The following is a 20740-nucleotide window of genomic DNA, read 5'->3' as shown; positions in this document are numbered from 1 at the left end:
GGCGTGCTTGTGGGCGTGAGCCGCCGATCTATCTCCACCGACTCGCTCGGACCGGAACCGACGTCGCTACTGTTCTCGGGTCATCCACTCGCTCGCCTGCGGTTCGGCCGGGTCGGTGACGACTTCGACCAGAGCGGGACCGTCGTGCGAGCGGGCGGTGTCCACGGCGTCCCCGACGGCGGTACGGTCGCGGACGCGCTCGGCGCGAACGCCCATCCCGGACGCGATTTCGACGAGGTCGAGCCCGGCGTCGGCCCAGCCGTACGCACCCTCCGGGAAGTCGTACGAGCGCGACGCCTCCTCGCTGATGATCGCGTAATCGTCGTTGTTGAGCGCGACGACGGTGACGTCGAGCCCCTCCGCGGCGAGCGTGTGCAGTTCGTGGACGCACATCATGAGTCCGCCGTCGCCGGTGAGCGCGACCACGTCGCGGTCGGGGTTCGCGAGCTTCGCGCCGATCGCCGACGGGAGCCCAGTCCCCATCGTCGCCCACGACCCGGGGTTGACGTACGAGGACGGCCCCGTCGCGGCGAACGAGACGAGCGTCCACAGGCGGAACCCGCCCGCGTCGGCGGTGACGACGGTGTCCTCCGGGAGCGCCTCTCGGACCTCTCGAAGGACCTCGACGGAGCGGAGCGGTCGGTCCGCATCGCGCCGATCGGTCGACAGCGTCGCGAACCGCTCGCGGTCCGCGGCCCGGACCGACTCCGCGCGGTCGGCGCCGGAACGGTCCGGTTCGGCGGTCGATTCCGACGCGAAGCGCTCAGCGAGCGCCCGGCAGAACCGCGCCGCGTCGGCGACGACCCCGAGGTCGGTCTCGTAGCCGAAGCCGATGTCGTCGCCGTCGAGCGTCACGTGAACGAGCGACTCCGGCATCGACACGGACCAGGAGGCGGTCGCGACCGCGTCGAGATCGGACCCGACGACGAGCCCCACGTCGGCGTCGGCGAGCAGATCGCGGAGCTCGGTGCTCGACCCACCGCAGAGCACGCCCGCCGAGAGCGGGTGCGTCTCCGGGAACGTCCCTTTCCCTTTATAAGTCGTCACGACGGGCGCGTCGATCCCCTCGGCGACCGCGCGGAGGGCGTCGCTCGCGCCCGCCCGTCGGACCCCGCCGCCGGCGACGATTACCGGCGCGTCGGCTCCGGCCAGTCGCGAGACGGCGCGATCGACCGCCGCTTCGGGCGGGGCCGGCGGGGCGGCCGGCTCGCGGTCGCCGACCGACGGCTGCGGGGTCCGGCCGGCGAGCACGTCCTTCGGGATTCCGACGCGGACCGGCCCCTGGGGGGCTTCCCGAGCGACTCGGATCGCCTCGGCGACGGCGGGGACCGCGCCCGCCGGTGAGTCGACGAGGACGTTCTCCTTGACGACCGTGTCGTAGGTCTCCGGCGGTGTCTCGTGGATCCCGTCGCCGCCGCGGACCTCGCGTTCGGTCTCGACGGCGAGGTGAACGAGCGGGACGCAGTCGTTCAGGGCGTTTTTCAAGCCGTTCATCGCGTTCATGTCGCCCGGACCGGGCACGACGACTGACGCCGCCATCGCGCCGGGGTCGCTCGCCTCGGCGTACCCCCACGCCTGGTGGGTGACGGCGGTCTCGTGGCGGGCGACGACGAACCGCGCGTCCCGATCGGCGAGCGCCCGGTTGAGCGGCAGCGTCTGCTTGCCCGGGATGCCGAACGCCGTGTCGATGCCGTGATCGAGCAGGCAGTCGACGACCGCCTCGGCGACGGTCGGGGTGGGGCCGTCGCCGGCACGCTCTCTTCGCGGAGGTTCGTCCGTGTCCATACCGCGAGGTCAACGGAGCGGGTGTTGAAACCTTCGGCGGGCGCGAACGCGTGGCGGGATCGGGTCCACCACCCAAACGACTACGTCACACGCCGAGCGAGGACCGACATGGTCGACATCGCGGTTCAGTCGTACACGCTACGCGCCCTCGACGCCCCGCTCCCCGATCTTCTCGACCGCGTTGGTGCGGCCGGGTTCGATGGGGTGGAGTTCGCGTATCGGGTGCGCGAGTCGCCGATCGAGGCGGTGCTCGCGGCCCTCGATCGCAACGATCTGGCCGTCGCGTCCGCGCACGTCCCGATCGAATCGCTCGAAGACGACTTCGAGGCGACCGTCGCGTTCTACGAGGCGCTCGGCGCCGACACGCTCGTCGTCCCGTGGCTCGATCCCGAGCATTTCGAGAGCGGGGCCGCCGTCGACGCGGCCGCCGAACGCCTCGACGCCCTCGCCGATCGGCTCGCCGCGACCGACCCGAGCGTCCGGCTGGCGTACCACAACCACGATCAGGAGTTTCGGTCGGTCGACGGCGCCGCTGCGATGGAGCGGCTGCTCGCGCGGACCGACGACCGGCTCGGGTTCGAGATCGACGTCGGCTGGGCGCAGGTCGGCGGGGCGGACCCGGCGACCCTCATCGACCGGTACGCCGATCGGATCACGCACGTCCACGCCGCGGACGTCGACGTCGAGCGCGGCGAGTCGGTCGCGCTCGGCGAGGGCGACGTGGACCTCGACGCGGTCACCGCGAGTGCGCGCCGCGCGGACGCGGCGTGGCTCGTCTACGAACACGACGACCCGGTGGATCCGATCGACTCGATCGAGCGCGGGGCGCGGGCGCTGCGGCGGGCGCTCGCTTAATTCGGGGAGCCGTCACTCCGCCACCCGTCACTCCGCCACGTTCGTTTCGCGCACGCGGACCCCCTTGCGCGCGAGGTGTCGCATCTGTCGCTGGGCGAACTCCTCCTCGCTGGAGCCGCGGGTCGCGAGCACGTAGACGAGCGCGGAGCCGGTAGGTCGCATCGTGCGTCCCGCGCGCTGGGCGCCCTGTCGGCGGGAGCCGCCGAGTCCGCTCGCGACGATCGCGAGTTCGGCGTTCGGGAGGTCGATCCCCTCGTCGCCGACCCGCGAGACGACGAGGGTGTCGATGGCGTCGGAGGTGCCGAGGCCGTCGGGAGCGTCGCCGTCGCGGCCGGCGGACGAGCGGGCGCCGTCGTCGCGGAAGCGACGGAATAGCTCCGCCCGCTCGTAGTGGGGGGTCTCGCCACTGACGAAGGGGACCCCGAGCGCGTCGGCGATCGCCTTCCCCTGATCGAGGAACTCGATGAAGACGAGCGCCTTCTTGTCGCGGTGGGCCGCGAGCAGGTACCGGATCTCCTCGATCTTCGCGGGGTTCTCGGCGGCGAGTCGACGCCGCTCGCGACCGTCCGCACTAGCGTACTCGTTGCGGGCCAGTTCGTCGCGCCACGGGACGTATCGGATCTCGACTTCGGGCTCTTGGACGAACCCGGCCTCGAACAGCTCGTCCCAGTCGGCGCCGATCGGCTGGCCGATCAGGGTGTAGATCTCCTCTTCGCTGCCGGTCTCGCGGACGGGCGTCGCCGAGAGGCCGAGCCGGTGTTTGCTCTGGAGTTCGGCGGTCCGGGAGTACACCGGCGCGGTGACGTGGTGCGCCTCGTCGAAACAGATCAGCCCCCACTTCCGCGAGTCGAAGAGGCTTCGGTGGCGGTCCATCCCCGCGATCTGGTAGGTCGCGATCGTGATCGGTCGGATCTCCTTTCGTCCCCCGTGGTACAGCCCGATATCGGCCGGATCGACGGTCGAGTGCGCCAGCAACTCCTCGCGCCACTGCTCGGCGAGTTCGCGGGAGGGGACTAAGATCAGCGTCTCCCCGCCGACGGCCGCGATCGTCGCGATGGCGGCGACGGTCTTCCCGGAGCCCGGCGGACCGACGTACACCCCCGAGCGGCGCTCGAGGAACGTCTCCACCCACGTCTCTTGGTACGGGCGGAGGTCGGTCGTCAGGTCGACGTCGACCGGATCGCCGACGTCGAGGTCGCGGTCGTCTTGGACCGGGTAGCCGGCGTCGTAGAGGGCCCGTTTCACCTCGGCGACGGCGTCCTCGTTCACCCACGCCTCCGTCTCGGAGATCGGTGCGCGGAGGTGGTCGGTATCGAGGTGTTGGTCCGCGACGTTGCCCATCAGACTCTCCGAGGCCGCCCGGAGGACGACGTAGCCGTCCTGGTGGGTATATAAACGAAAGCGGTGCGCGCGGCGCCACTGGTCGCGGATCCAGCCTTCGAGGTGGTCGTAGCGGCGCGGGAGCACGGAACGGAGGCTCGCGATCAGCGCGTCGGCGTCGTCGAACGGGGCCGCCCACACGTCTTCCTGGCGGATCCGGTAGAGGTACCCGCGGGTGCCGGGGTCGGTGCCGGTCGTGTCGACGAGGTGCGCGAACTGCGAGAGCCGCGCGCGGGTGAACTGCGTCGGTCGGTCGACGACGATCTCGCGACGCTTCGGGAACGTCACGACGCGTTCGCGGGTCGCCAGTCGCCCCCAGTCTGTCGGGTAGAAGACGACCGGGTCGCTCTCGACGTCCAGCCGGTCCACGTCACCGCGGTCGACGAGCGCGGCGAGCGCGTCGCGAGCGACGGACTGCGTGGTCCCGAGCCGGCGGGCGACCTCGCTGGCGGTCGCGAGCGGACGCTCCTCGGCTTCGAGCGCCTCGTGGAAGCGGTCGAGCGAGAGGGACTCCGGGGCGTCGTCGGGAGGGGCGGCGGCGGCGGGAGTGTCGTCGGAGGGAGTGTCGTCGGAGGGAGTGTCGTCGGAGGGAGTGTCGCCGGCGTCGGAGTCGCCGGTGTCGTCGGTCATTGCCTTCCATTCGATCGCGACGGGGAAATGGGTAGCGTCCGCGGTCGGATCGAATCGATCGTCGTCGGCCGTCACCCGGCCATCACCGACCGCCGTCGGCTGTCACCCGACCATCACCAACCGCCGTCGGCTGTCACCGACCCGAGGGACCGTGACAGCCGCGGGACGTGATCCCCGCCTTCGAGCGGAAGCGACAGCCGCAGTCGCTACACCAAACGTACGGGTCGCCTGCGTCGGTCCGAAGCCGGTGTTCGCCCACGATGAAGGGGCGGGTCACGGCCCGGGGGCGGATTCGGTCCGGGATCGGCGTCGACGCCGACTCGCTCAGGGCCGTGCGCACGGCGATGGTGTCGACGTCGACGGGGTCCCAGCGGCGGGCGTCGAGGGCGGCGTCGCGGTCCGCCACCTCTGTCCAGCCGGTGACGACGACCGGGGAGTTCGTCTCGGTGTCGCTCACGACGACGACGAACCGGATCCCCGATTCGACGAGGGCGAACCGCCACCCGTCGGTCCGGTTCCAGCGGAGCTGTCCGCGACGGATCGCGTCGCTTACCGTTCGCGTCGAGACGTAGCGACCGGGCTGTTCCAGTCGCTCGCGGAAGTGATCGGTCAAGGCGTACAACCCCGGGTCGCGGATCGGAGGGTCTTCCGGTGTTCGCGCCACCGATGGACGGTCCGGCGGTGCCGGCGTGTCAGCGCGCGGGCCCTCGGCGTCGGGGCCGAGCGGGAGGGAGTCCGATCTCGATGCCGCCGGCCGGCGAGTCCCCGCCGGCGCGGTCGTGGACGCGGTCCGACGCTCCGTCGATCCGGGACGGGGTGAGTCGCGGGTCCCCGGCCCGCCCTGTCGGGATGCCACTGGGTATGGATACAAAGTGGCGTCTTAAGTGTGTTACGGCGGCACAGGGGTGCGGTGGTTCGGACCCGGTTGCGACGCCCGCGACCCGGGAGTCGAGAACCTGACCCTACCTCGAGATCCGGCGGCCTACTCGTGACCCGAGACGCGGACCGGCTCGTAGGGCTCTTCTAACCACTCGATGTCCGACTCCGAGAGGTTGATATCGAGCGCTTCGACGGCGTCTTCGAGGTGTTCGACGCTGGACGTGCCGACGATCGGGGCGTCGACGACCTCCTTGCCGGCGACCCAGCGGAGGGCGATCTGCGCCATCTTTACGCCCTTCTCTTCGGCCAGTTCCTCCACGCGCCCGTTGATCTCCTCTCCGCCGCCCTCACGGTACGGACGCCCGAGCGCGGTCTCGTGTTCCCCGCGGGTCGTCGCGTCGTCCTGCTCGTACGGGCGCGCGAGGTAGCCGGCGCCGACCGGGCTCCACGGGATCGCGCCGATCCCCTCCTTCTGACAGAGCGGGAGCATCTCGCGTTCTTCCTCGCGATACGCGAGGTTGTACAGGTTCTGCATGGTGACGAACCGCTCGTACCCTTCGCGGTCGCTCGTGTGAAGCGCCTCGGCGAACTGGTGGGCCCACATCGAGGAGGCGCCGACGTACCGAACGTCGCCGCGGCGGACCGCGTCGTCGAGCGCGGACAGGGTCTCCCCGATCGGCGTGTCGTAATCCCACCGGTGGATCTGGTACAGGTCGATCGTGTCCATCCCGAGTCGATCGAGGCTGTTCGCCAGCTCCTGTTNTCCCACCGGTGGATCTGGTACAGGTCGATCGTGTCCATCCCGAGTCGATCGAGGCTGTTCGCCAGCTCCTGTTCGATCGCCTTCCGCGAGAGCCCGCCCGAGTTCGGGTTCGACTCGTCCATCTCGCCGTACACCTTCGTGGCGACGACGAACCGGTCCCGATCGTACTCAGCCAGTACGTCGCCGAGGATTTCCTCGCTCTCGCCGTTCGAGTAGACGTTCGCGGTGTCGAAGAACGTGATCCCCAGTTCGATCGCGCGCTCGACGAGCTCGCGGCCCTCCTCCTCGTCGAGCATCCAGTCGTGTTCGCTACCGAAGCTCATACAACCGAGCGCGAGCCGGCTCACCGTCGTCCCGGTGTCGCCGAGCGTCGTGTACTCCATACGCCACTGGCGGACCCTCGGGGAATAAAAACCGGGCCTCCGGCAGCCGAGGACGACCGTTACAGCGCGGGGGGCTCGTTTCGGCCGATGACGATCTCCTGTCCCTCGACGTCTTCGAGGGCGGCGACGCGCCCGCCGATCTCGACGCGGCCGTCCGCGGTTTCGACGACCAGCGACGCGACTTCTTCCGTGTCCTCGAAGGCGACGTCGACGACGCGACCGCGGACGGTCACGGCGTCGCCGGTCTCGATGTCACGACCCTCGACCGTCGCGTAGAACTCCTCGCCGTCGAACTCGCGGATGTCCTTGACCGCGCGTCGGATCGAGGCGTAGCGGCGCGGGAACGGGCGATCGGCGCCGTTCGTCGCGAGCGTCTCGGCGGTCGTCCACAGGACGGTACCGAAAAAGCCCGAGACGAGGAAGCCGAGCGCGGAGCGGTTGAAGATGACGCCGTACCGCTCGCGGTCGTCTCGGAGCGCGTCCTGCGTGGCGTACACCGAGTACTCGCCGTCACCGACGGCGAGGATCGGGGTGGTGATCCCGCGCCGCGAGCGGGCGATAGTGGCGACCTCGTGGTAGTCGAACTCGTCGGGGTCCGGCGCCCGCGCGGCCGGGGTGACGAGGAGTTCGACGCTGACGCCCGCTTGGACCTTCGCCGCGAGTTCGTCGCGGAACCGCCGGAGAAGGCCGGGCGTCAGCGAGACCGCGAGCTCGTACTCCGCGCCCGTGATGACCTCTTCGAGGTAGCGGAGGATCGTCGAGCGCGACTTCACGAGCGACACCGCTTCGGTCTCGCGCGTCGGCGCGGTGTAGCGGGCTTCCAGTTCGTCGACCATCTCCGCGAAGGAGTCGCGGAGGTCGCCGAACGCGTCGTCGGGGTCGACGGCGACGATCTTCATCGGCCGGGACTCGCGGAGTTCGACGAGGCCGCGGTCCGAGAGGCTGCGAACCGTATCGTACACCCGGGGCTGCGGGATATCTGTTCGATCGGCGATGTCGCTCGCCGTCAACTCGCCGTGTTCCAACACCGCGAGGTACGCGTCGATCTCGTACTCGCCGAGGTTGAACCGGTCCCCGACGTGATCGAGCGTGCCGCGGAGATCGTCAGTCATGCTCGCTTCAAAACGGTCCTCGGATATAGGTTTTTACTATGAGTTGAGTTGCACGCGTTTTCAGAGCCGGGTCCTCTGGACCGCGAGGCGACCTACATGTACATTCGGTCGTAGGTCCCTTCGGGCTCGCGTTCTTCCATCCGCTCAGCAAGACTCTCGTAGTGGCGTCGTATTTCGGCGGCGAACGAGGCGAGCGGCTCCGAATCCACGCCGAGATCGTATATCGCGTCGATCGTGTCGACGAGCCGGACCGCCGCCTCGACGTCGGGCGCCTGCGCGTGTACCGGCGTGATAAACACGCCGACGCCGAGCGGCGAGTCCATCCCTCGTTCGAGCAGCGAGGCGTTCGTCCCGTCGATGAAGCCGGCCTCCATCGGCGGGACGGCGTCTGGACCGTCGGTGTCGATCGCGACGTCGTCACCATCGGTAGCAGGGTTGTCACCGGCGGTAGCGGGGTCGTCACCCAGGCGGGCCTCGCGGTAGTCGTCGGTCGCGACGTAGAACGTCCGGTGGGCGTCCGGCCCGTGCGGGATCGGAATGCCGGCGAGCACCGCGATCTCCGAGACGTCGGCGTCCTCAGTCCAGTCGAGGATCGAGGTCGCGAGCAGTTCACCGAGCCCCGGCGGAACGAACTGCTCGGAGACGAGGACGGTCACGTCGACGTCCTCCGAGGAGTAAAATCGGATCGGATGACGCGGCCGACCCTTTGCGAACGGCGTGATCGTGGGAAGTCCTTCCGTCCGGATGTGGCCCGTCTCCTCGAGTTCGAGGTTGTCGATGAGGTAGTCGACGGCGGTGAGGCCGGCGAGACCGAACGAAGAGAAGCCGACGATGACCACGTCGCTCGGCGAGGAGTCGTGCGCGACACTGAACGACGGCCGGGGGGGTGTGAACTCGGACATGCGTCTCGGTTCGTTGCGGGAGGTGATAGTATTATCCAGTGACATCTGGCCGGGAACCGATCCTCGGATCCGATAGACGGGGAGAAACCCTTTTTCGGGTGGGCGACGGCGATTTCGATATGGTACTGCCCGAGACCGCCCCGGTCGCGGACTGGTTCGCACGGTTCACCGGGTTCCCGGGCTTCGGATTGTTTATCGTTCTGCTATCGGTAGCCGTGGGCGCGCTCGTCGCGAAGTTCCTCGTCCGACTGATCGGGCGGCCCGTGGCCAGACGGGTGTCGCGACAGAGCGTCGCACAGACGATCGTTCGCGGCGTCCGAGTGGGGACGATCACGATCGCGACGCTGATCGGGCTCGGGGCGGCCGGGTTCCGCTTCGCCGATCTGCTGCTCGGAACGGCGGTCTTCTCGGCCGTGATCGGTATTATCCTCGCGCCGCTGGTCGGGAACTTCATCAACGGCGTGTTCATCCTCGCCGATCAGCCCTTCGAGATCGGCGACATGATCGAACTGGAGGACGGGACGACGGGCTTCGTCGAGGACATCACGATCCGGTACACGAAGATTTTCACGCTCGACAACACGTTCCTCGTCGTTCCCAACGGGACGATGCGCGAGCGCGACGTGACCAACTTCTCGGCAGAAGACGAGCGCACCCGACGAACCATCGACGTACTCGTCACGTACGAGAGCGACATCGACGTCGCGCGCCAGAAGATCGAGCGGGCCGCCAGGGACTGCGAGGCCGTCATCGACGGCGGGCCGGACATTCGCATCGGCGTCGCGCGATACACGGCGAGCCCCGACTGTCGACTCCACGAGTTCGGCGACGACGGCGTGCTGTTGCGGCTTCGCTACTGGGTGAAAAAGCCGTACAAGCTCGGGAAGGTGCAGTCGGACGTGAACACGAAGATCCGCAACCGGATCGCGGACGCCAACGTGGAGATGGCGTACCCCCACCGACACCTCGTCTTCGACGACACGTCCGGAGTGGCCCGGGTCGGTGGCCCCGAGGACGGGTCGGACACCGAACGCGCCGGTATCCGCGACGACGACGACCGGGCCGGACACATGCCCGAGAGCGTGGCGCCGTCCGGAGACCGCGCTGGTTCGAACGACGAATCGAGATCCGACGGCAGCGAGGGTACAGACTCGCCGACACGGGCGGAGAGCGCCCCGGACGAGGAGGGATCGACGGCGGACGACCGCGGATCGATCTGAACGGGCGGTCCCGGGGGATAGCCGGAATCGGAACGCTGATAGACCGAGCCGGTCACTTATAAATCAGTGAGCGACGAGTCCCCCGACAACTCCCGAGAGTCGGCCTCGGCGCCCGACGGAGACCCTCCCGAAACCCCGACGACGGACCCCGACGGCACCGCGGACGACACCAGCGATGAGAAAAGCAGCGACCGGCCGGACAGCGCCGACGATCGTCTTTCCGAAACATCGATCACGGAGGGCAGCCTCGTCCGGCCCCTCTTTCACCTCGCGTGGCCCATCGTCGTCATCCAGCTGCTGCAGGTGACGTACAACGTCGTCGACACGTTGTACCTCGGGCGGCTGTCGGCCGAGGCGGTCGGCGCGATCAGCCTCGCGTTCCCCCTCATCTTCCTGCTGATCGCCGTCGCCGGCGGGTTCACCACCGCGGGGGCGATACTCGTGGCGCAGTACACCGGCGCCGATGGGAACCGATCGGCCGGGCTGGTCGCCGGGCAGACGATCTTCAGCGTCTCCGTCCTGTCGGTGCTCATCGGGGTCGGCGGCTACTTCTACACGCGTCCCGCGTTAGAGATTCTGCCGAGCGACGCGGACACCGCGGCGACGGTGATTCCGCTGGCGGCGGACTACATGGAGGTCATCTTCGCCGGCATCCCGCTGATGTTCGGCTTCTTCGTCTTTTCAGCACTGATGCGCGGCTACGGGGACACCCGCACGCCGATGGCCGTGATGGTCGTCTCCGTCTTTTTAAACGTGCTCTTGGACCCGTTTTTCATCTTCGGGTTCGCCAATAATCCGCTGTTCGTGTGGTTGACGGCGGTCCCCTTCGTGGCGAGCTTCGACCCCGTCGCGATTGAAGCGGCGCTGTTCGCGGCAACGGGGTTCACGGGGTACGGGATCGAAGGCGCCGCGCTGGCGACGATCCTCTCGCGGGGCGTCGCCACGGCGATCGGGATCTGGCTGCTGTTCGCGACCGATCTCGGACCGGCCGTCACCCTGGCGCACCTCAAGCCGGACCTCGGGTTCATCGAGGACATCTTCCGGCTGGGGCTCCCCTCCAGCGTCGAGCAGACGACGAGCGCGCTGGCGATGATCACGCTCACCGCGATGGTCGTCACGTTCTCCCCGCCGATCGTGGCCGCGTACGGCCTCGGGAATCGGCTCATCTCGCTCGTCTTCCTCCCGGCGATGGGGCTCGGCCGCGCCATCGACACCATGGTGGGACAGAACCTCGGTGCGAACCGGGCGGACCGCGCAGCCCGATCGGTCAAGCTCGCCGCGGGTACGGGAGCTGGGGTGATGTTCCTCGTCGCCGTGGTCGCCGTCGCGTTCACGGAGCCGATCGTCGGGGTGTTCCTCGGCGACGTGCCGGACGCGCCGGCGACCGTCTCCTACGCCGTCGAGTACGTCCGTATCCGATCCGTCGAGTTCGCCTTCATCGGCGTCTCACAGGTAATTCTCGGCGCGTTCCGCGGCGCCGGGAACACGAAGACGGCGATGGTGATCTCCATTCTCACCCTCTGGGTCGGTCGGGTCGCCAGCGTGGGATACCTCGTCTTCGTCGCCGGCTGGGGCGAGACGGGTATCTGGGTCGGAATGGCGCTCGGGAACGTGCTCGGCGCGCTCGTCGGTGTCGCGTGGTTCGCACGCGGGACGTGGACGGAGCGGTACATCGACGACCCAGAGCCGAGCGTCGATCCGGTCGGCGACGACTGAACCGGCGGCGCCGTCACCGCGGGTCCGAAGCGCTCTCGCTCGTTAGTGTCGAAAGAGGTGTATCGTGTCGCCGTCGCGGAGGAGACAGAACCGCGCACCGTCGTTCTCCGGGAACCGAGCGCCCGCTTCGCGGGTGGTGAAGAGCCGTTCGAACGGGTCGTCACAGACGGGGCACGCGACGGCGTCTCGATTCGCCCAGAGGCTCGTCGCACCCGTATCTCTGAGCTGTTTCAACGCGTGTCGGTGCTCGTGGACGTCGAAACGCGGCATGGATCGCGGTTCGAGCGGGGGGGCTTCAATGTGGCCCCGCGAGGGTCACTCACCGGGTTCCGACAGGAGCTTTCGAGCCCGAGCGAGAGCCGCCTCGTCACCGCTCCTGACGAACTCGCCAATCGCGTCCGCGGCGTCGGTGAGGGCGTCGGCGTCCGCGGGGTCGACGTCGCCGTTGAGCGCGTCGACTCGCTTCGTCCGGTCGCGGAGGCGTTCGAGCGCGTCTCGGGCCGGAGCGATTCGGGTCACGGCGTCGACGCCCTCAACGGCGACGGTGGCCGCCGCCTCGTCGATTTCGCGGCTGCCATCGTCGCCCGCGCGCCCGCTATCGACACCGCTGTCGCCGGCGGTGACCTCCTCGCTCGCGCGAAGTTCGTCGAGGAACGCGAGCACGTCGGTCCGATACTCGTCGGCTGCGCGGACCGCGGCCATCCCGCGTGCTCTGCGGAGGGTTTCGGGGACAGCTGTGACGTCCGGTCGCTCGCCGTCGTCGGCGCCGGCCAGCAGGTCGAGCAGATAGTGGGTTTCGGCGTCGGTGGGGTCTCGCAGGCGGTCGTACAGATCGATCGCCTCGAGGAGTTCGCGAGCCGCACGGTACGTGGAATCGAGCGGGAGTAGCTCGCCGCCGCGGATGAAACCTCGCTTGCGCGCGTACGCGCGAAGATCAGTCTTGAGATCGTCGACGCCGTCCTCGGGGAGAGTGCCGCGCGCGTCACCGAACCGGGCGCGGTGCGGGGAGAGGTCGAGGTCGGCGGGCGCGTCGGTGTGTGCGGTCCGGTCGTCGACGCCGACGCTCCGGGGACTCCCACAGCTCGGACACTCGATCGAGCCCGTCTCGTAATACGACCAGCGCGTGCCACAGGCCTGACACTCCCGTTCACCGCGAACCTTCATACGCGGGCGTTCGTCCGCGGCGGCGTAAAGGGCTGCGGGTCGGACGGCGTGACATAATATATATGCAATCGGTGAGAATCGCTGCCCATGAGTTGGCACGCCGTCGACGCCGTGGATGACGCGGTCGAGGCCACGCGCCGGTTCCTGTTCCCGTTCAGCCTAGTTCGCTGGACGAAGCTCGCTCTCCTCGTGCTCCTGATGGGTGGCGGAGTGAGTACGAACGCCTCGGTTCCCGCCGTTCCAGACGCCGAATTCAACGTGCCGCCGGCGGGCGGGCTGACGGGCGACACCGGGCCGATCACGGGAGGTGCTGTCGACGGCGGCCTCACGCTCGACGGACCGCTCGTGATCGCGTTGCTCCTCGGAATCGTCTTTGCAGCCGTCGTGCTCTCCGTATTTTCGCTCTCACTTCGGCTCGTCTTTTACGACGCGCTCCACACGAACGCGGTCCGGCTGTGGCGACCGTTCATCGATCGGCTCCGGCAGGCGTTCGGGCTGTTCGTCGCGTCGGTGGTGCTTTCGGTCGCCGCTGCCCTGCCGATCGCCGTCGCGGTACTCACCGGTGCGATCTCAGCGGACCCGATCGGATGGCGACCGCTCGATTCGGTGGTCGCGTCGATCGCGTCACTCTCGGTCGGCTGGCTGGTCGCGTTGGGGATTCTGGGAGCGATAGTCGCGCTGGCTGCGATTCTCGCGCTCCGGCTGACCTTCGAGTTCGTCGTTCCCACGATGATCGTCGAAGATCGGGGCGTCATCTCTGGCTGGCGGCGAACGTGGGACGCATTGCGTGTGAACCGGGTCGAGGTCGCGGTCTATCTCGTGGTCCACTTCGTCATCGGTATCGGCATCGCGATCGCCGAGGGGATCGCCTTCGCACTCGCCGGCGCCCTCGTTGCCCTCGTCGCCGGAGCCGTGTTACTGATTGCGGCGATTCCGATCGGTGGCGTCGGAGCGCTGCTCGGAACGGCAGCGGGTCTCGTCGCGATCGCTATCGTCGCTTTTCTGGCGGTAGTGGCGCTGTTGGTTCTGTTTTTGCCCGTTCGAGTTCTCACGCGGACGTACCTGATCGCCTACGAGGTGTCGACGCTCGGCGGGATCGATCGCTCGCTCGCGCTGTTACACCCCGACATAGATCCCGAGTCGACAGCGGTATCGGACTCGCCCGTACGGGAGAGGTCGTAGCCACTCGCCGTTCAGACCGGCTTCGGGACACCAAGCACCCGGACGGATTTCGTCGAATCGGATCCACTCCTTCACATCGTCGAACGTCGAACTGCATATTCGACGGGTTCACATACCTTTTTACTCTGTTACCGAAAGGAGAAACACATGGGACTAGACGACGACGCGCGCGAGTACCACCGACAAGAGCCGCCTGGAAAGATCGCGATCGAGACGACGAAGCCGACGAACACCCAGCGAGACCTCTCACTGGCGTACTCACCGGGCGTTGCGGCCCCCTGTCGCGACATCGCCGCGGATCCCGAAGCGGTGTTCGAGTACACCGCGAAGGGGAACCTCGTCGCGGTCGTCTCGAACGGGTCTGCCGTGCTCGGACTCGGGAACATCGGCGCGGCGGCGTCGAAGCCGGTCATGGAGGGGAAAGGCGTACTGTTCAAGCGCTTCGCCGACATCGACGTGTTCGATATTGAACTCGATATCAGCGAGGTCGATCCGTTCTGCGAGGCGGTGAAGGCGATGGAGCCGACCTTCGGCGGCGTGAATCTAGAGGATATTAAGGCCCCGGAGTGCTTCAAAATCGAGGAACGACTCCGCGAGGAGATGGACGTACCGGTGTTCCACGACGACCAACACGGCACCGCGATCATCTCCGGAGCGGCACTGATGAACGCGACAGAGATATCCGGAAAGGATCTCTCGGAGATCGAGATCGTGTTCTCCGGCGCGGGCGCGTCCGCGATTGCAACCGCCCGATTCTACGTGTCGCTCGGCGCGCGCAAGGAGAACATCACGATGTGCGACTCTTCCGGGATTATCACCGAGGAGCGCGTCGCGAACGGCGAAGTCAACGAATATAAAAGCCAATTCGCCAGCGAGGGTGACGGCGGCGATCTCGCGGATGCGATGGACGGCGCCGACGTCTTCGTCGGACTCTCCGTCGGAGGCATCGTCTCCCAGGAGATGGTCCGATCGATGGGCGCGGATCCGATTATCTTCGCGATGGCGAATCCCGATCCGGAGATCACCTACGAGGACGCGAAAAACGCTCGCGATGACACGGTGATCATGGCGACGGGTCGCTCCGACTACCCCAACATGGTAAACAACGTGCTCGGGTTCCCGTTCTTGTTCCGTGGCGCGCTCGACGTGCGCGCGACCGAGATCAACGAGGACATGAAGCGAGCGGCCGCGGAGGCGCTCGCAGAACTGGCGCGCAAGGACGTACCGGACGCGGTCGTGAAGGCGTACGGCGACGACCCTCTGCAGTTCGGTCCAGATTATGTCATCCCGAAGCCCCTCGACCCTCGCGTGCTCTTCGAGGTGGCACCGAAGGTCGCCGACGCTGCGATGGAATCCGGCTGCGCCCGGGCGGAGATCGATCTCGAACGGTACCGCGAACGGCTCGAAGCCCGTCTCGGGAAGTCTCGAGAAATGATGCGTGTGGTGTTGAACAAAGCCAAGAGCAATCCGAAACGGATCGCGTTAGCTGAGGGGACCGACGAAAAGATGATCCGAGCGGCCTACCAGCTCACCGAACAGGGCATCGCCGAACCCGTCCTCCTCGGAAATGCAGATGAGATCACCCGAACGGCAGATCGGCTCGGGCTCTCGTTCCAGCCGGAGATTGTGGACCCATCCACCCGCGACGTGACGGCGTACGGAGACCGACTCCACGAACTCCGGAAGCGGAAGGGGATCACTCGCCGCGAGGCGAACGAACTGGTTCAGCGGGACACGAACTACCTCGGCAGCGTCATGGTGAAAGCGGGCGACGTCGACGCCATGCTCACGGGACTGACTCATCACTACCCGTCTGCGCTGCGACCGCCGTTACAAGTGATCGGGTCTGCTGCCGACACAGACACGATCGCTGGGGTCTACATGCTTACGTTCAAAAATCGGGTCATATTCTGTGCAGACACCACTGTAAACCAGGACCCTGACGCCGAGACGCTGGCGGAGGTCACTCGACACACGGCCGAACTTGCTCGGCGGTTCAACGTCGAGCCGCGCGCAGCGATGTTGTCGTACTCTAACTTCGGGAGCGTGGACAACGAAGGGACTCGGAAGCCGCGAGAGGCCGTCGAAATTCTCCACGAAGATAGCGCTGTGGACTTCCCGGTCGACGGGGAGATGCAGGCGGATACCGCCGTCGTCGACGATATCCTCAATGGGACCTACGAGTTCTCAGAGCTCGATCAAGCCGCGAACGTCCTCGTGTTCCCGAATCTCGAAGCCGGGAACATCGGCTACAAACTGCTCCAGCGGCTCGGAGGAGCGGAAGCCATCGGTCCCATGCTGGTCGGTATGGACGAACCGGTTCACGTCCTCCAGCGGGGCGACGAAGTGAAGGACATCGTCAACCTGGCGAGTGTCGCCGTCGTCGACGCACAAGAGTAGATCGGGTAGCCGAGAGAAGTTGAGGGAAGTTGAGGGAAGTCGGGGTGAAGTAGTCGGGAGTAGTCGGGGGAAGTACGGTAGCTCCCGATGAGTGTGAGCGTTTTCTGTTGGTGTGGTCGATTGGAGAGACACACCGTGTTTCCGGTGAAATAGGGTTTTGGTTGTGGGGTGGGGGGTGCCGATCTTCTCGGGGTGGCCCGTCTTTCGGTCTATCTAGCTGAAAATCGGATCTTTGGTGTTTACTTCATGCATAAACAGTTAAATAGTGTAGTTGTCTACAGTCCATTAAGCTTCTAGTAGAGACTATCTCGAATACCTGTAGAGATTTCACCGGAAACGTGGTCACCCCCGAGTTTGTGAACAATGAGTAATCGATCGGGTAGTCACTCACGTCGATCGGTCAGATTCCGTCGATCCGGTTTGTCCTTCGGTGTACCTATTAACAGTGCGTTCAACACTGAACTCCTCCTCTCAATATTTGCCATTTACCAGCCGACGTTCGTTATTTATCGGCGTTTGTCCTGTTAATGGCGAGTACTTCTTTTAGTTGTGTTTTAATGCCCTTATTGGTCGTCATTTGATTATCTGTAACCGCCCTATCTGACTGGGGCAGAGAGTCGATTTGTGGCAACCGACACCGGGTTTCCGGTGAACGCGCTACCACCTCCCCCCGCTACAGAATGCATTTCACCGGAAACGTGGTGTGTGTCTCAAAACGCTCGTTCGGCTGTAGCGCGCTCGAAACAGAACGCATTTCACCGGAAACACGGTGTCAATACTATGGACGCAGCGGACGACCTCTTCACTCGGGAGGACCCGATCTTCGCGAACAAGGAACTCCTCGAGATCAGCCACCTCCCCGGGGAAGGACGGATCGTCGGTCGTGACGACGAGATCGCTGACCTCGCGACAGCCGTGAACCCGGCGATCTTCGGACAGAGCCCAAGCAACGTGCTGATATATGGGAAAACGGGGACCGGAAAGTCGCTCTGTGCCAAGTACGTCTCGAAGCGACTCGTTTCGACGGCCGGCGAAGAGGGCGTCAACGCGATGTTCGCGTATGTCGACTGCGCGCAAGACACGACCGAGACGCAAGCGGTACAAACGATCGCCGAGGGCGTCAACGACCCCGAATCGACCGGCATCAACGTCCCGGATAAGGGTCTCTCGACGTCGACGTACTACAAGCGACTGTGGCGTATCCTCGACCAGCGGCACGACGTCGTCCTGATCATCCTCGACGAGATCGATAAGCTCGATGACGACGCCATACTGATGCAGCTTTCGCGAGCCGGTGAGGCCGGGAAAATAACGGATTGCAAACTCGGTGTCGTCGGGATCAGTAACAAGATTCAATACAAAGACCGGATGGACGAGCGGGTCAAATCCAGCCTGTGTGAACGTGAGTTCGTGTTCCCACCGTACGACGCCAACCAACTCCGGGAGATCATGCAGGCGCGCGCGGACGCCTTCCACGACGACGTGCTCGAGCCCTCAACGATCCCGCGTGCCGCGGCACTCGCAGCACGGGAGCACGGGGACGCCCGAAAGGCGATCGATATCCTCAGATACGCCGGCGAGATTGCACAGGCGAACGGCGAACCGACAGTCAGAGAGGGTTTCGTCACCCAGGCACGCGAGCGCGCCGAGACGGATCGCTTCCGAGAACTCATTCGCGGCTCAACACCCCACTCTCGGTACGTGCTCCAAGCACTCGCCTTGCTTTCGTTATCGAGCGGGCGGCAAGACGGCTTTCGAACCAGCCGTGTGTACGAAATCTACGAGAATATCTGCCGACAGGAAGGCTCCGACAGCCTCTCGTTACGCCGGGTTCGGGATCTGCTCAAAGAGCACGCGTTTCTCGACATCATCGAGCAGTCGAAACACAGCGGGGGAAGCGCGGAGGGCAGTTATACGAAACACCAGCTGTTGGAAGATCCCAGTGTCGTGAAGGAAGTGCTGACTGAAGACACAGCCGAGTAGGCACCTCGTCTCGTTCTCTTTGCCATTCCCGGTCGTTCCGTCCTCTTGATCGCGTCAGCGCCTCGAAGCGATTCGATCGAGGGAACCGCTACCCGAGGAGACCGAGCCCTTCGATTCGTTCCACAATCTCTTCGACCGCTTCTTCGGCATCATCAGTGCGCTTCCCACCCGTGATGACGATCTTTCCACTCCCGAACAGCAGAATTACGACCTCTGGCTCGTCCATACGGTAGACCAGACCTGGGAACTGTTCCGGCTCGTACTCAACATCTTCGAGCCCGAGGCCGATCGCGAGCGCGTTGAGGTTGAGGTTGTGACCGAGGTCAGCACTTGAGACGATGTTCTGGACGGTGATTTCCGGATCATCTTCTACGGGGATCTGAAGGCCGCGAAGCTTTTCGAAGATGATCCCGAGCGCTTCGTGAACGTCGTCAATGCTCTTCGCGCCCGTGCACACAATCTTCCCCGAGCGGAAAATGAGTGCAGCGGCTTTCGGCTCCTGAGTCCGGTAAACGAGCCCGGGGAAGTTATCTGGATTAAAATCGGCTCCCGGAAGGTCCTCAGCAAGCGCTTCTAAATCGAGCTCTTGGCCGATCCCCGTCGATGCAACTACGTTCTGGATCTCGATCGAATCTGCAGGGTTCGTCATCGTTCGCTTTTATATGTGTCCCCCTCCCTTATAAACGCCCGTGGTATAAACGACCGCTTGCGAATCGGTGCCCGGCAACTGGTCTGTTGGGCACAGGTGCTCTGTTCTACTTGGTCCGCTGTGTCGTGTTGCGTTCTTTATTTGCGACCAGTTCGATAGGGCCTGGAAGAATTTGCTCACGTGGTCTGTCGTTACCCTCTAACCAACTGATGGATATGTGATAATTAGTGGGTATACATCTGAGAACTATCGTTGCTATTTGGCGTGGTTCCCTCGAACGTATTGCGGGTCGATCGAAGCGTGTCGTGTGACTCTATCTCATTGAAACCGCATGACGTGGCGGCGATAGTTCGACGGGGTTAAGTACAACCCGGCATTCGTGTTAGATGCGAAGGTCCCCCGGCGTGGGGGACGACGGTCGGCCGCACCGCGGCCGGTCGAAGCGTTCCGACGTGCTTAAGTGTATAAGCCCGTTCGGTTGAAACGCGAAGAACGCATCCGCGAACTCGGGCCGTTCAACTCGGCCCGGTTTCGCAGAGCCGGTTCGTCCGGCTCAACGAAAATGAGGATTTCGCCCCCTGCGCTCCGGCGTAAGAGGAAATCTGATGTGAGCCTTGGTAGTTCGGTGCCATCCAGGTCGCTGGGTGGACCGGACACCATATAGACCATGCAATGGTGTTTTGACTTCTCGTAAGTCAAAACCCGCCAACACCCCTCCGAGCCGGGAACCAGGTTCGGAGGTATACATTCCGGTTGATCCTGCCGGAGGCCATTGCTATTGGGATTCGATTTAGCCATGCTAGNCCCCTCCGAGCCGGGAACCAGGTTCGGAGGTATACATTCCGGTTGATCCTGCCGGAGGCCATTGCTATTGGGATTCGATTTAGCCATGCTAGTCGCACGAGTTCAGACTCGTGGCGAATAGCTCAGTAACACGTGGCCAAACTACCCTTCGGAACACAATACCCTCGGGAAACTGAGGCTAATAGTGTATACCGCATCACACCTGGAATGAGTGATGCGCCAAACGCTCCGGCGCCGAAGGATGTGGCTGCGGCCGATTAGGTAGACGGTGGGGTAACGGCCCACCGTGCCAATAATCGGTACGGGTCATGAGAGTGAGAACCCGGAGACGGAATCTGAGACAAGATTCCGGGCCCTACGGGGCGCAGCAGGCGCGAAACCTTTACACTGCACGACAGTGCGATAAGGGAATCCCAAGTGCGTAGGCATAGAGCCTACGCTTTTGTCCACCGTAGGGAGGTGGACGAATAAGGGCTGGGCAAGACCGGGGCCAGCCGCCGCGGTAATACCGGCAGCCCGAGTGATGGCCGATCTTATTGGGCCTAAAGCGTCCGTAGCTGGCCGCGCAAGTCTATCGGAAAATCCACCCGCTCAACGGGTGGGCGTCCGGTAGAAACTGCGTGGCTTGGGACCGGAAGGCGCGACGGGTACGTCCGGGGTAGGAGTGAAATCCTGTAATCCTGGACGGACCGCCGATGGCGAAAGCACGTCGCGAAGACGGATCCGACAGTGAGGGACGAAAGCTAGGGTCTCGAACCGGATTAGATACCCGGGTAGTCCTAGCCGTAAACAATGCCTGTTAGGTGTGGCTCCCACTACGAGTGGGTGCTGTGCCGTAGGGAAGCCGCTAAACAGGCCGCCTGGGAAGTACGTCCGCAAGGATGAAACTTAAAGGAATTGGCGGGGGAGCACTACAACCGGAGGAGCCTGCGG

14 protein-coding genes, 1 rRNA gene and 1 pseudogene are annotated in these 20740 nt (G+C 65.2%); 7 read left to right on the top strand and 9 right to left on the bottom strand.

Annotated features, from left to right (window positions below):
• Positions 1-66: 66 nt before the first annotated feature.
• Positions 67-1785, bottom strand: a complete 1719-nt coding sequence (locus C461_RS06850; protein ID WP_007999827.1) for a thiamine pyrophosphate-binding protein — start codon at positions 1783-1785, stop codon at positions 67-69.
• Between the two features lie 108 nt (positions 1786-1893).
• Here C461_RS06850 and C461_RS06845 point away from each other — a divergent pair, with 108 nt between their 5' ends.
• Positions 1894-2640 carry a sugar phosphate isomerase/epimerase family protein gene (locus tag C461_RS06845; protein ID WP_007999825.1) on the top strand — a complete coding sequence of 249 codons (747 nt, stop codon included), beginning with the start codon at positions 1894-1896 and terminating at the stop codon, positions 2638-2640.
• 27 nt (positions 2641-2667) lie between these two features.
• Here the strand turns inward: C461_RS06845 and C461_RS06840 are convergent, their stop codons facing one another.
• The 5 genes and pseudogenes from C461_RS06840 to C461_RS06820 form a co-directional block, all read right to left on the bottom strand.
• Positions 2668-4650 carry a DEAD/DEAH box helicase family protein gene (locus tag C461_RS06840; RefSeq protein WP_049906452.1) on the bottom strand — a complete coding sequence of 661 codons (1983 nt, stop codon included), beginning with the start codon at positions 4648-4650 and terminating at the stop codon, positions 2668-2670.
• 133 nt (positions 4651-4783) lie between these two features.
• Complete coding sequence (locus C461_RS06835; protein ID WP_193365805.1) at positions 4784-5506, bottom strand: hypothetical protein; 723 nt, start codon at positions 5504-5506, stop codon at positions 4784-4786.
• 126 nt (positions 5507-5632) lie between these two features.
• Positions 5633-6675, bottom strand: a pseudogene (locus C461_RS06830) (aldo/keto reductase).
• Positions 6676-6734: 59 nt separating this feature from the next.
• Positions 6735-7787, bottom strand: coding sequence for an HTH-type sugar sensing transcriptional regulator TrmB (gene trmB / locus C461_RS06825; RefSeq protein WP_007999818.1), 1053 nt, complete (start codon positions 7785-7787; stop codon positions 6735-6737).
• 92 nt (positions 7788-7879) lie between these two features.
• Positions 7880-8689, bottom strand: a complete 810-nt coding sequence (locus C461_RS06820) for a proteasome assembly chaperone family protein (RefSeq protein WP_007999817.1) — start codon at positions 8687-8689, stop codon at positions 7880-7882.
• Between the two features lie 119 nt (positions 8690-8808).
• Between C461_RS06820 and C461_RS06815 the strand changes: the two genes are divergently transcribed.
• Together C461_RS06815 and C461_RS06810 are read left to right on the top strand one after the other, a co-directional pair.
• Entirely contained in the window at positions 8809-9909 is a 1101-nt protein-coding gene (locus tag C461_RS06815) for a mechanosensitive ion channel family protein (protein ID WP_049906415.1), read from the top strand.
• 66 nt (positions 9910-9975) lie between these two features.
• The gene (locus C461_RS06810; RefSeq protein WP_007999815.1) at positions 9976-11625 is read left to right on the top strand and encodes an MATE family efflux transporter; all 1650 of its coding nucleotides are present in this window, start codon (positions 9976-9978) and stop codon (positions 11623-11625) included.
• Between the two features lie 42 nt (positions 11626-11667).
• Here the strand turns inward: C461_RS06810 and C461_RS06805 are convergent, their stop codons facing one another.
• Together C461_RS06805 and C461_RS06800 are read right to left on the bottom strand one after the other, a co-directional pair.
• Complete coding sequence (locus C461_RS06805; RefSeq protein ID WP_007999814.1) at positions 11668-11895, bottom strand: DUF7385 family protein; 228 nt, start codon at positions 11893-11895, stop codon at positions 11668-11670.
• A 45-nt stretch (positions 11896-11940) separates the two neighbouring features.
• Positions 11941-12789 carry a DUF7117 family protein gene (locus tag C461_RS06800; RefSeq protein ID WP_007999813.1) on the bottom strand — a complete coding sequence of 283 codons (849 nt, stop codon included), beginning with the start codon at positions 12787-12789 and terminating at the stop codon, positions 11941-11943.
• 87 nt (positions 12790-12876) lie between these two features.
• Between C461_RS06800 and C461_RS06795 the strand changes: the two genes are divergently transcribed.
• The 3 genes from C461_RS06795 (at position 12877) to C461_RS06785 (ending at position 18354) form a co-directional block, all read left to right on the top strand.
• Positions 12877-13971, top strand: a complete 1095-nt coding sequence (locus C461_RS06795; RefSeq protein WP_007999811.1) for a DUF7544 domain-containing protein — start codon at positions 12877-12879, stop codon at positions 13969-13971.
• 147 nt (positions 13972-14118) lie between these two features.
• Positions 14119-16371 carry an NADP-dependent malic enzyme gene (locus C461_RS06790; RefSeq protein ID WP_007999810.1) on the top strand — a complete coding sequence of 751 codons (2253 nt, stop codon included), beginning with the start codon at positions 14119-14121 and terminating at the stop codon, positions 16369-16371.
• Between the two features lie 780 nt (positions 16372-17151).
• On the top strand, positions 17152-18354 hold the full coding sequence (locus C461_RS06785; protein ID WP_007999809.1) for a Cdc6/Cdc18 family protein: 1203 nt from the start codon (positions 17152-17154) through the stop codon (positions 18352-18354).
• An 88-nt stretch (positions 18355-18442) separates the two neighbouring features.
• Here the strand turns inward: C461_RS06785 and C461_RS06780 are convergent, their stop codons facing one another.
• On the bottom strand, positions 18443-19003 hold the full coding sequence (locus tag C461_RS06780; protein WP_004046033.1) for a TATA-box-binding protein: 561 nt from the start codon (positions 19001-19003) through the stop codon (positions 18443-18445).
• Between the two features lie 839 nt (positions 19004-19842).
• On the opposite strand from C461_RS06780, the gene C461_RS06775 reads away from it, so the two are divergent.
• A 16S ribosomal RNA gene (locus C461_RS06775) occupies positions 19843-20740 on the top strand; the annotation flags it as partial.

Origin of the sequence: Halorubrum aidingense JCM 13560, from assembly GCF_000336995.1 — an archaeon.
In the GTDB taxonomy this organism is placed as follows: domain Archaea; phylum Halobacteriota; class Halobacteria; order Halobacteriales; family Haloferacaceae; genus Halorubrum; species Halorubrum aidingense.
The sequence above is the reverse complement of the archived record's forward strand: the minus strand, read 5'-3'. Positions and strand labels throughout refer to the sequence as shown.

Coding starts and splice junctions, on each gene's coding strand:
- C461_RS06850 (WP_007999827.1), bottom strand. CDS start 1,785: ATGGACACGGACGAACCTCCGCGAAGAGAGCGTGCCGGCGACGGCCCC.
- C461_RS06845 (WP_007999825.1), top strand. CDS start 1,894: ATGGTCGACATCGCGGTTCAGTCGTACACGCTACGCGCCCTCGACGCC.
- C461_RS06840 (WP_049906452.1), bottom strand. CDS start 4,650: ATGACCGACGACACCGGCGACTCCGACGCCGGCGACACTCCCTCCGAC.
- trmB (WP_007999818.1), bottom strand. CDS start 7,787: ATGACTGACGATCTCCGCGGCACGCTCGATCACGTCGGGGACCGGTTC.
- C461_RS06820 (WP_007999817.1), bottom strand. CDS start 8,689: ATGTCCGAGTTCACACCCCCCCGGCCGTCGTTCAGTGTCGCGCACGAC.
- C461_RS06815 (WP_049906415.1), top strand. CDS start 8,809: ATGGTACTGCCCGAGACCGCCCCGGTCGCGGACTGGTTCGCACGGTTC.
- C461_RS06805 (WP_007999814.1), bottom strand. CDS start 11,895: ATGCCGCGTTTCGACGTCCACGAGCACCGACACGCGTTGAAACAGCTC.
- C461_RS06800 (WP_007999813.1), bottom strand. CDS start 12,789: ATGAAGGTTCGCGGTGAACGGGAGTGTCAGGCCTGTGGCACGCGCTGG.
- C461_RS06795 (WP_007999811.1), top strand. CDS start 12,877: ATGAGTTGGCACGCCGTCGACGCCGTGGATGACGCGGTCGAGGCCACG.
- C461_RS06790 (WP_007999810.1), top strand. CDS start 14,119: ATGGGACTAGACGACGACGCGCGCGAGTACCACCGACAAGAGCCGCCT.
- C461_RS06785 (WP_007999809.1), top strand. CDS start 17,152: ATGGACGCAGCGGACGACCTCTTCACTCGGGAGGACCCGATCTTCGCG.
- C461_RS06780 (WP_004046033.1), bottom strand. CDS start 19,003: ATGACGAACCCTGCAGATTCGATCGAGATCCAGAACGTAGTTGCATCG.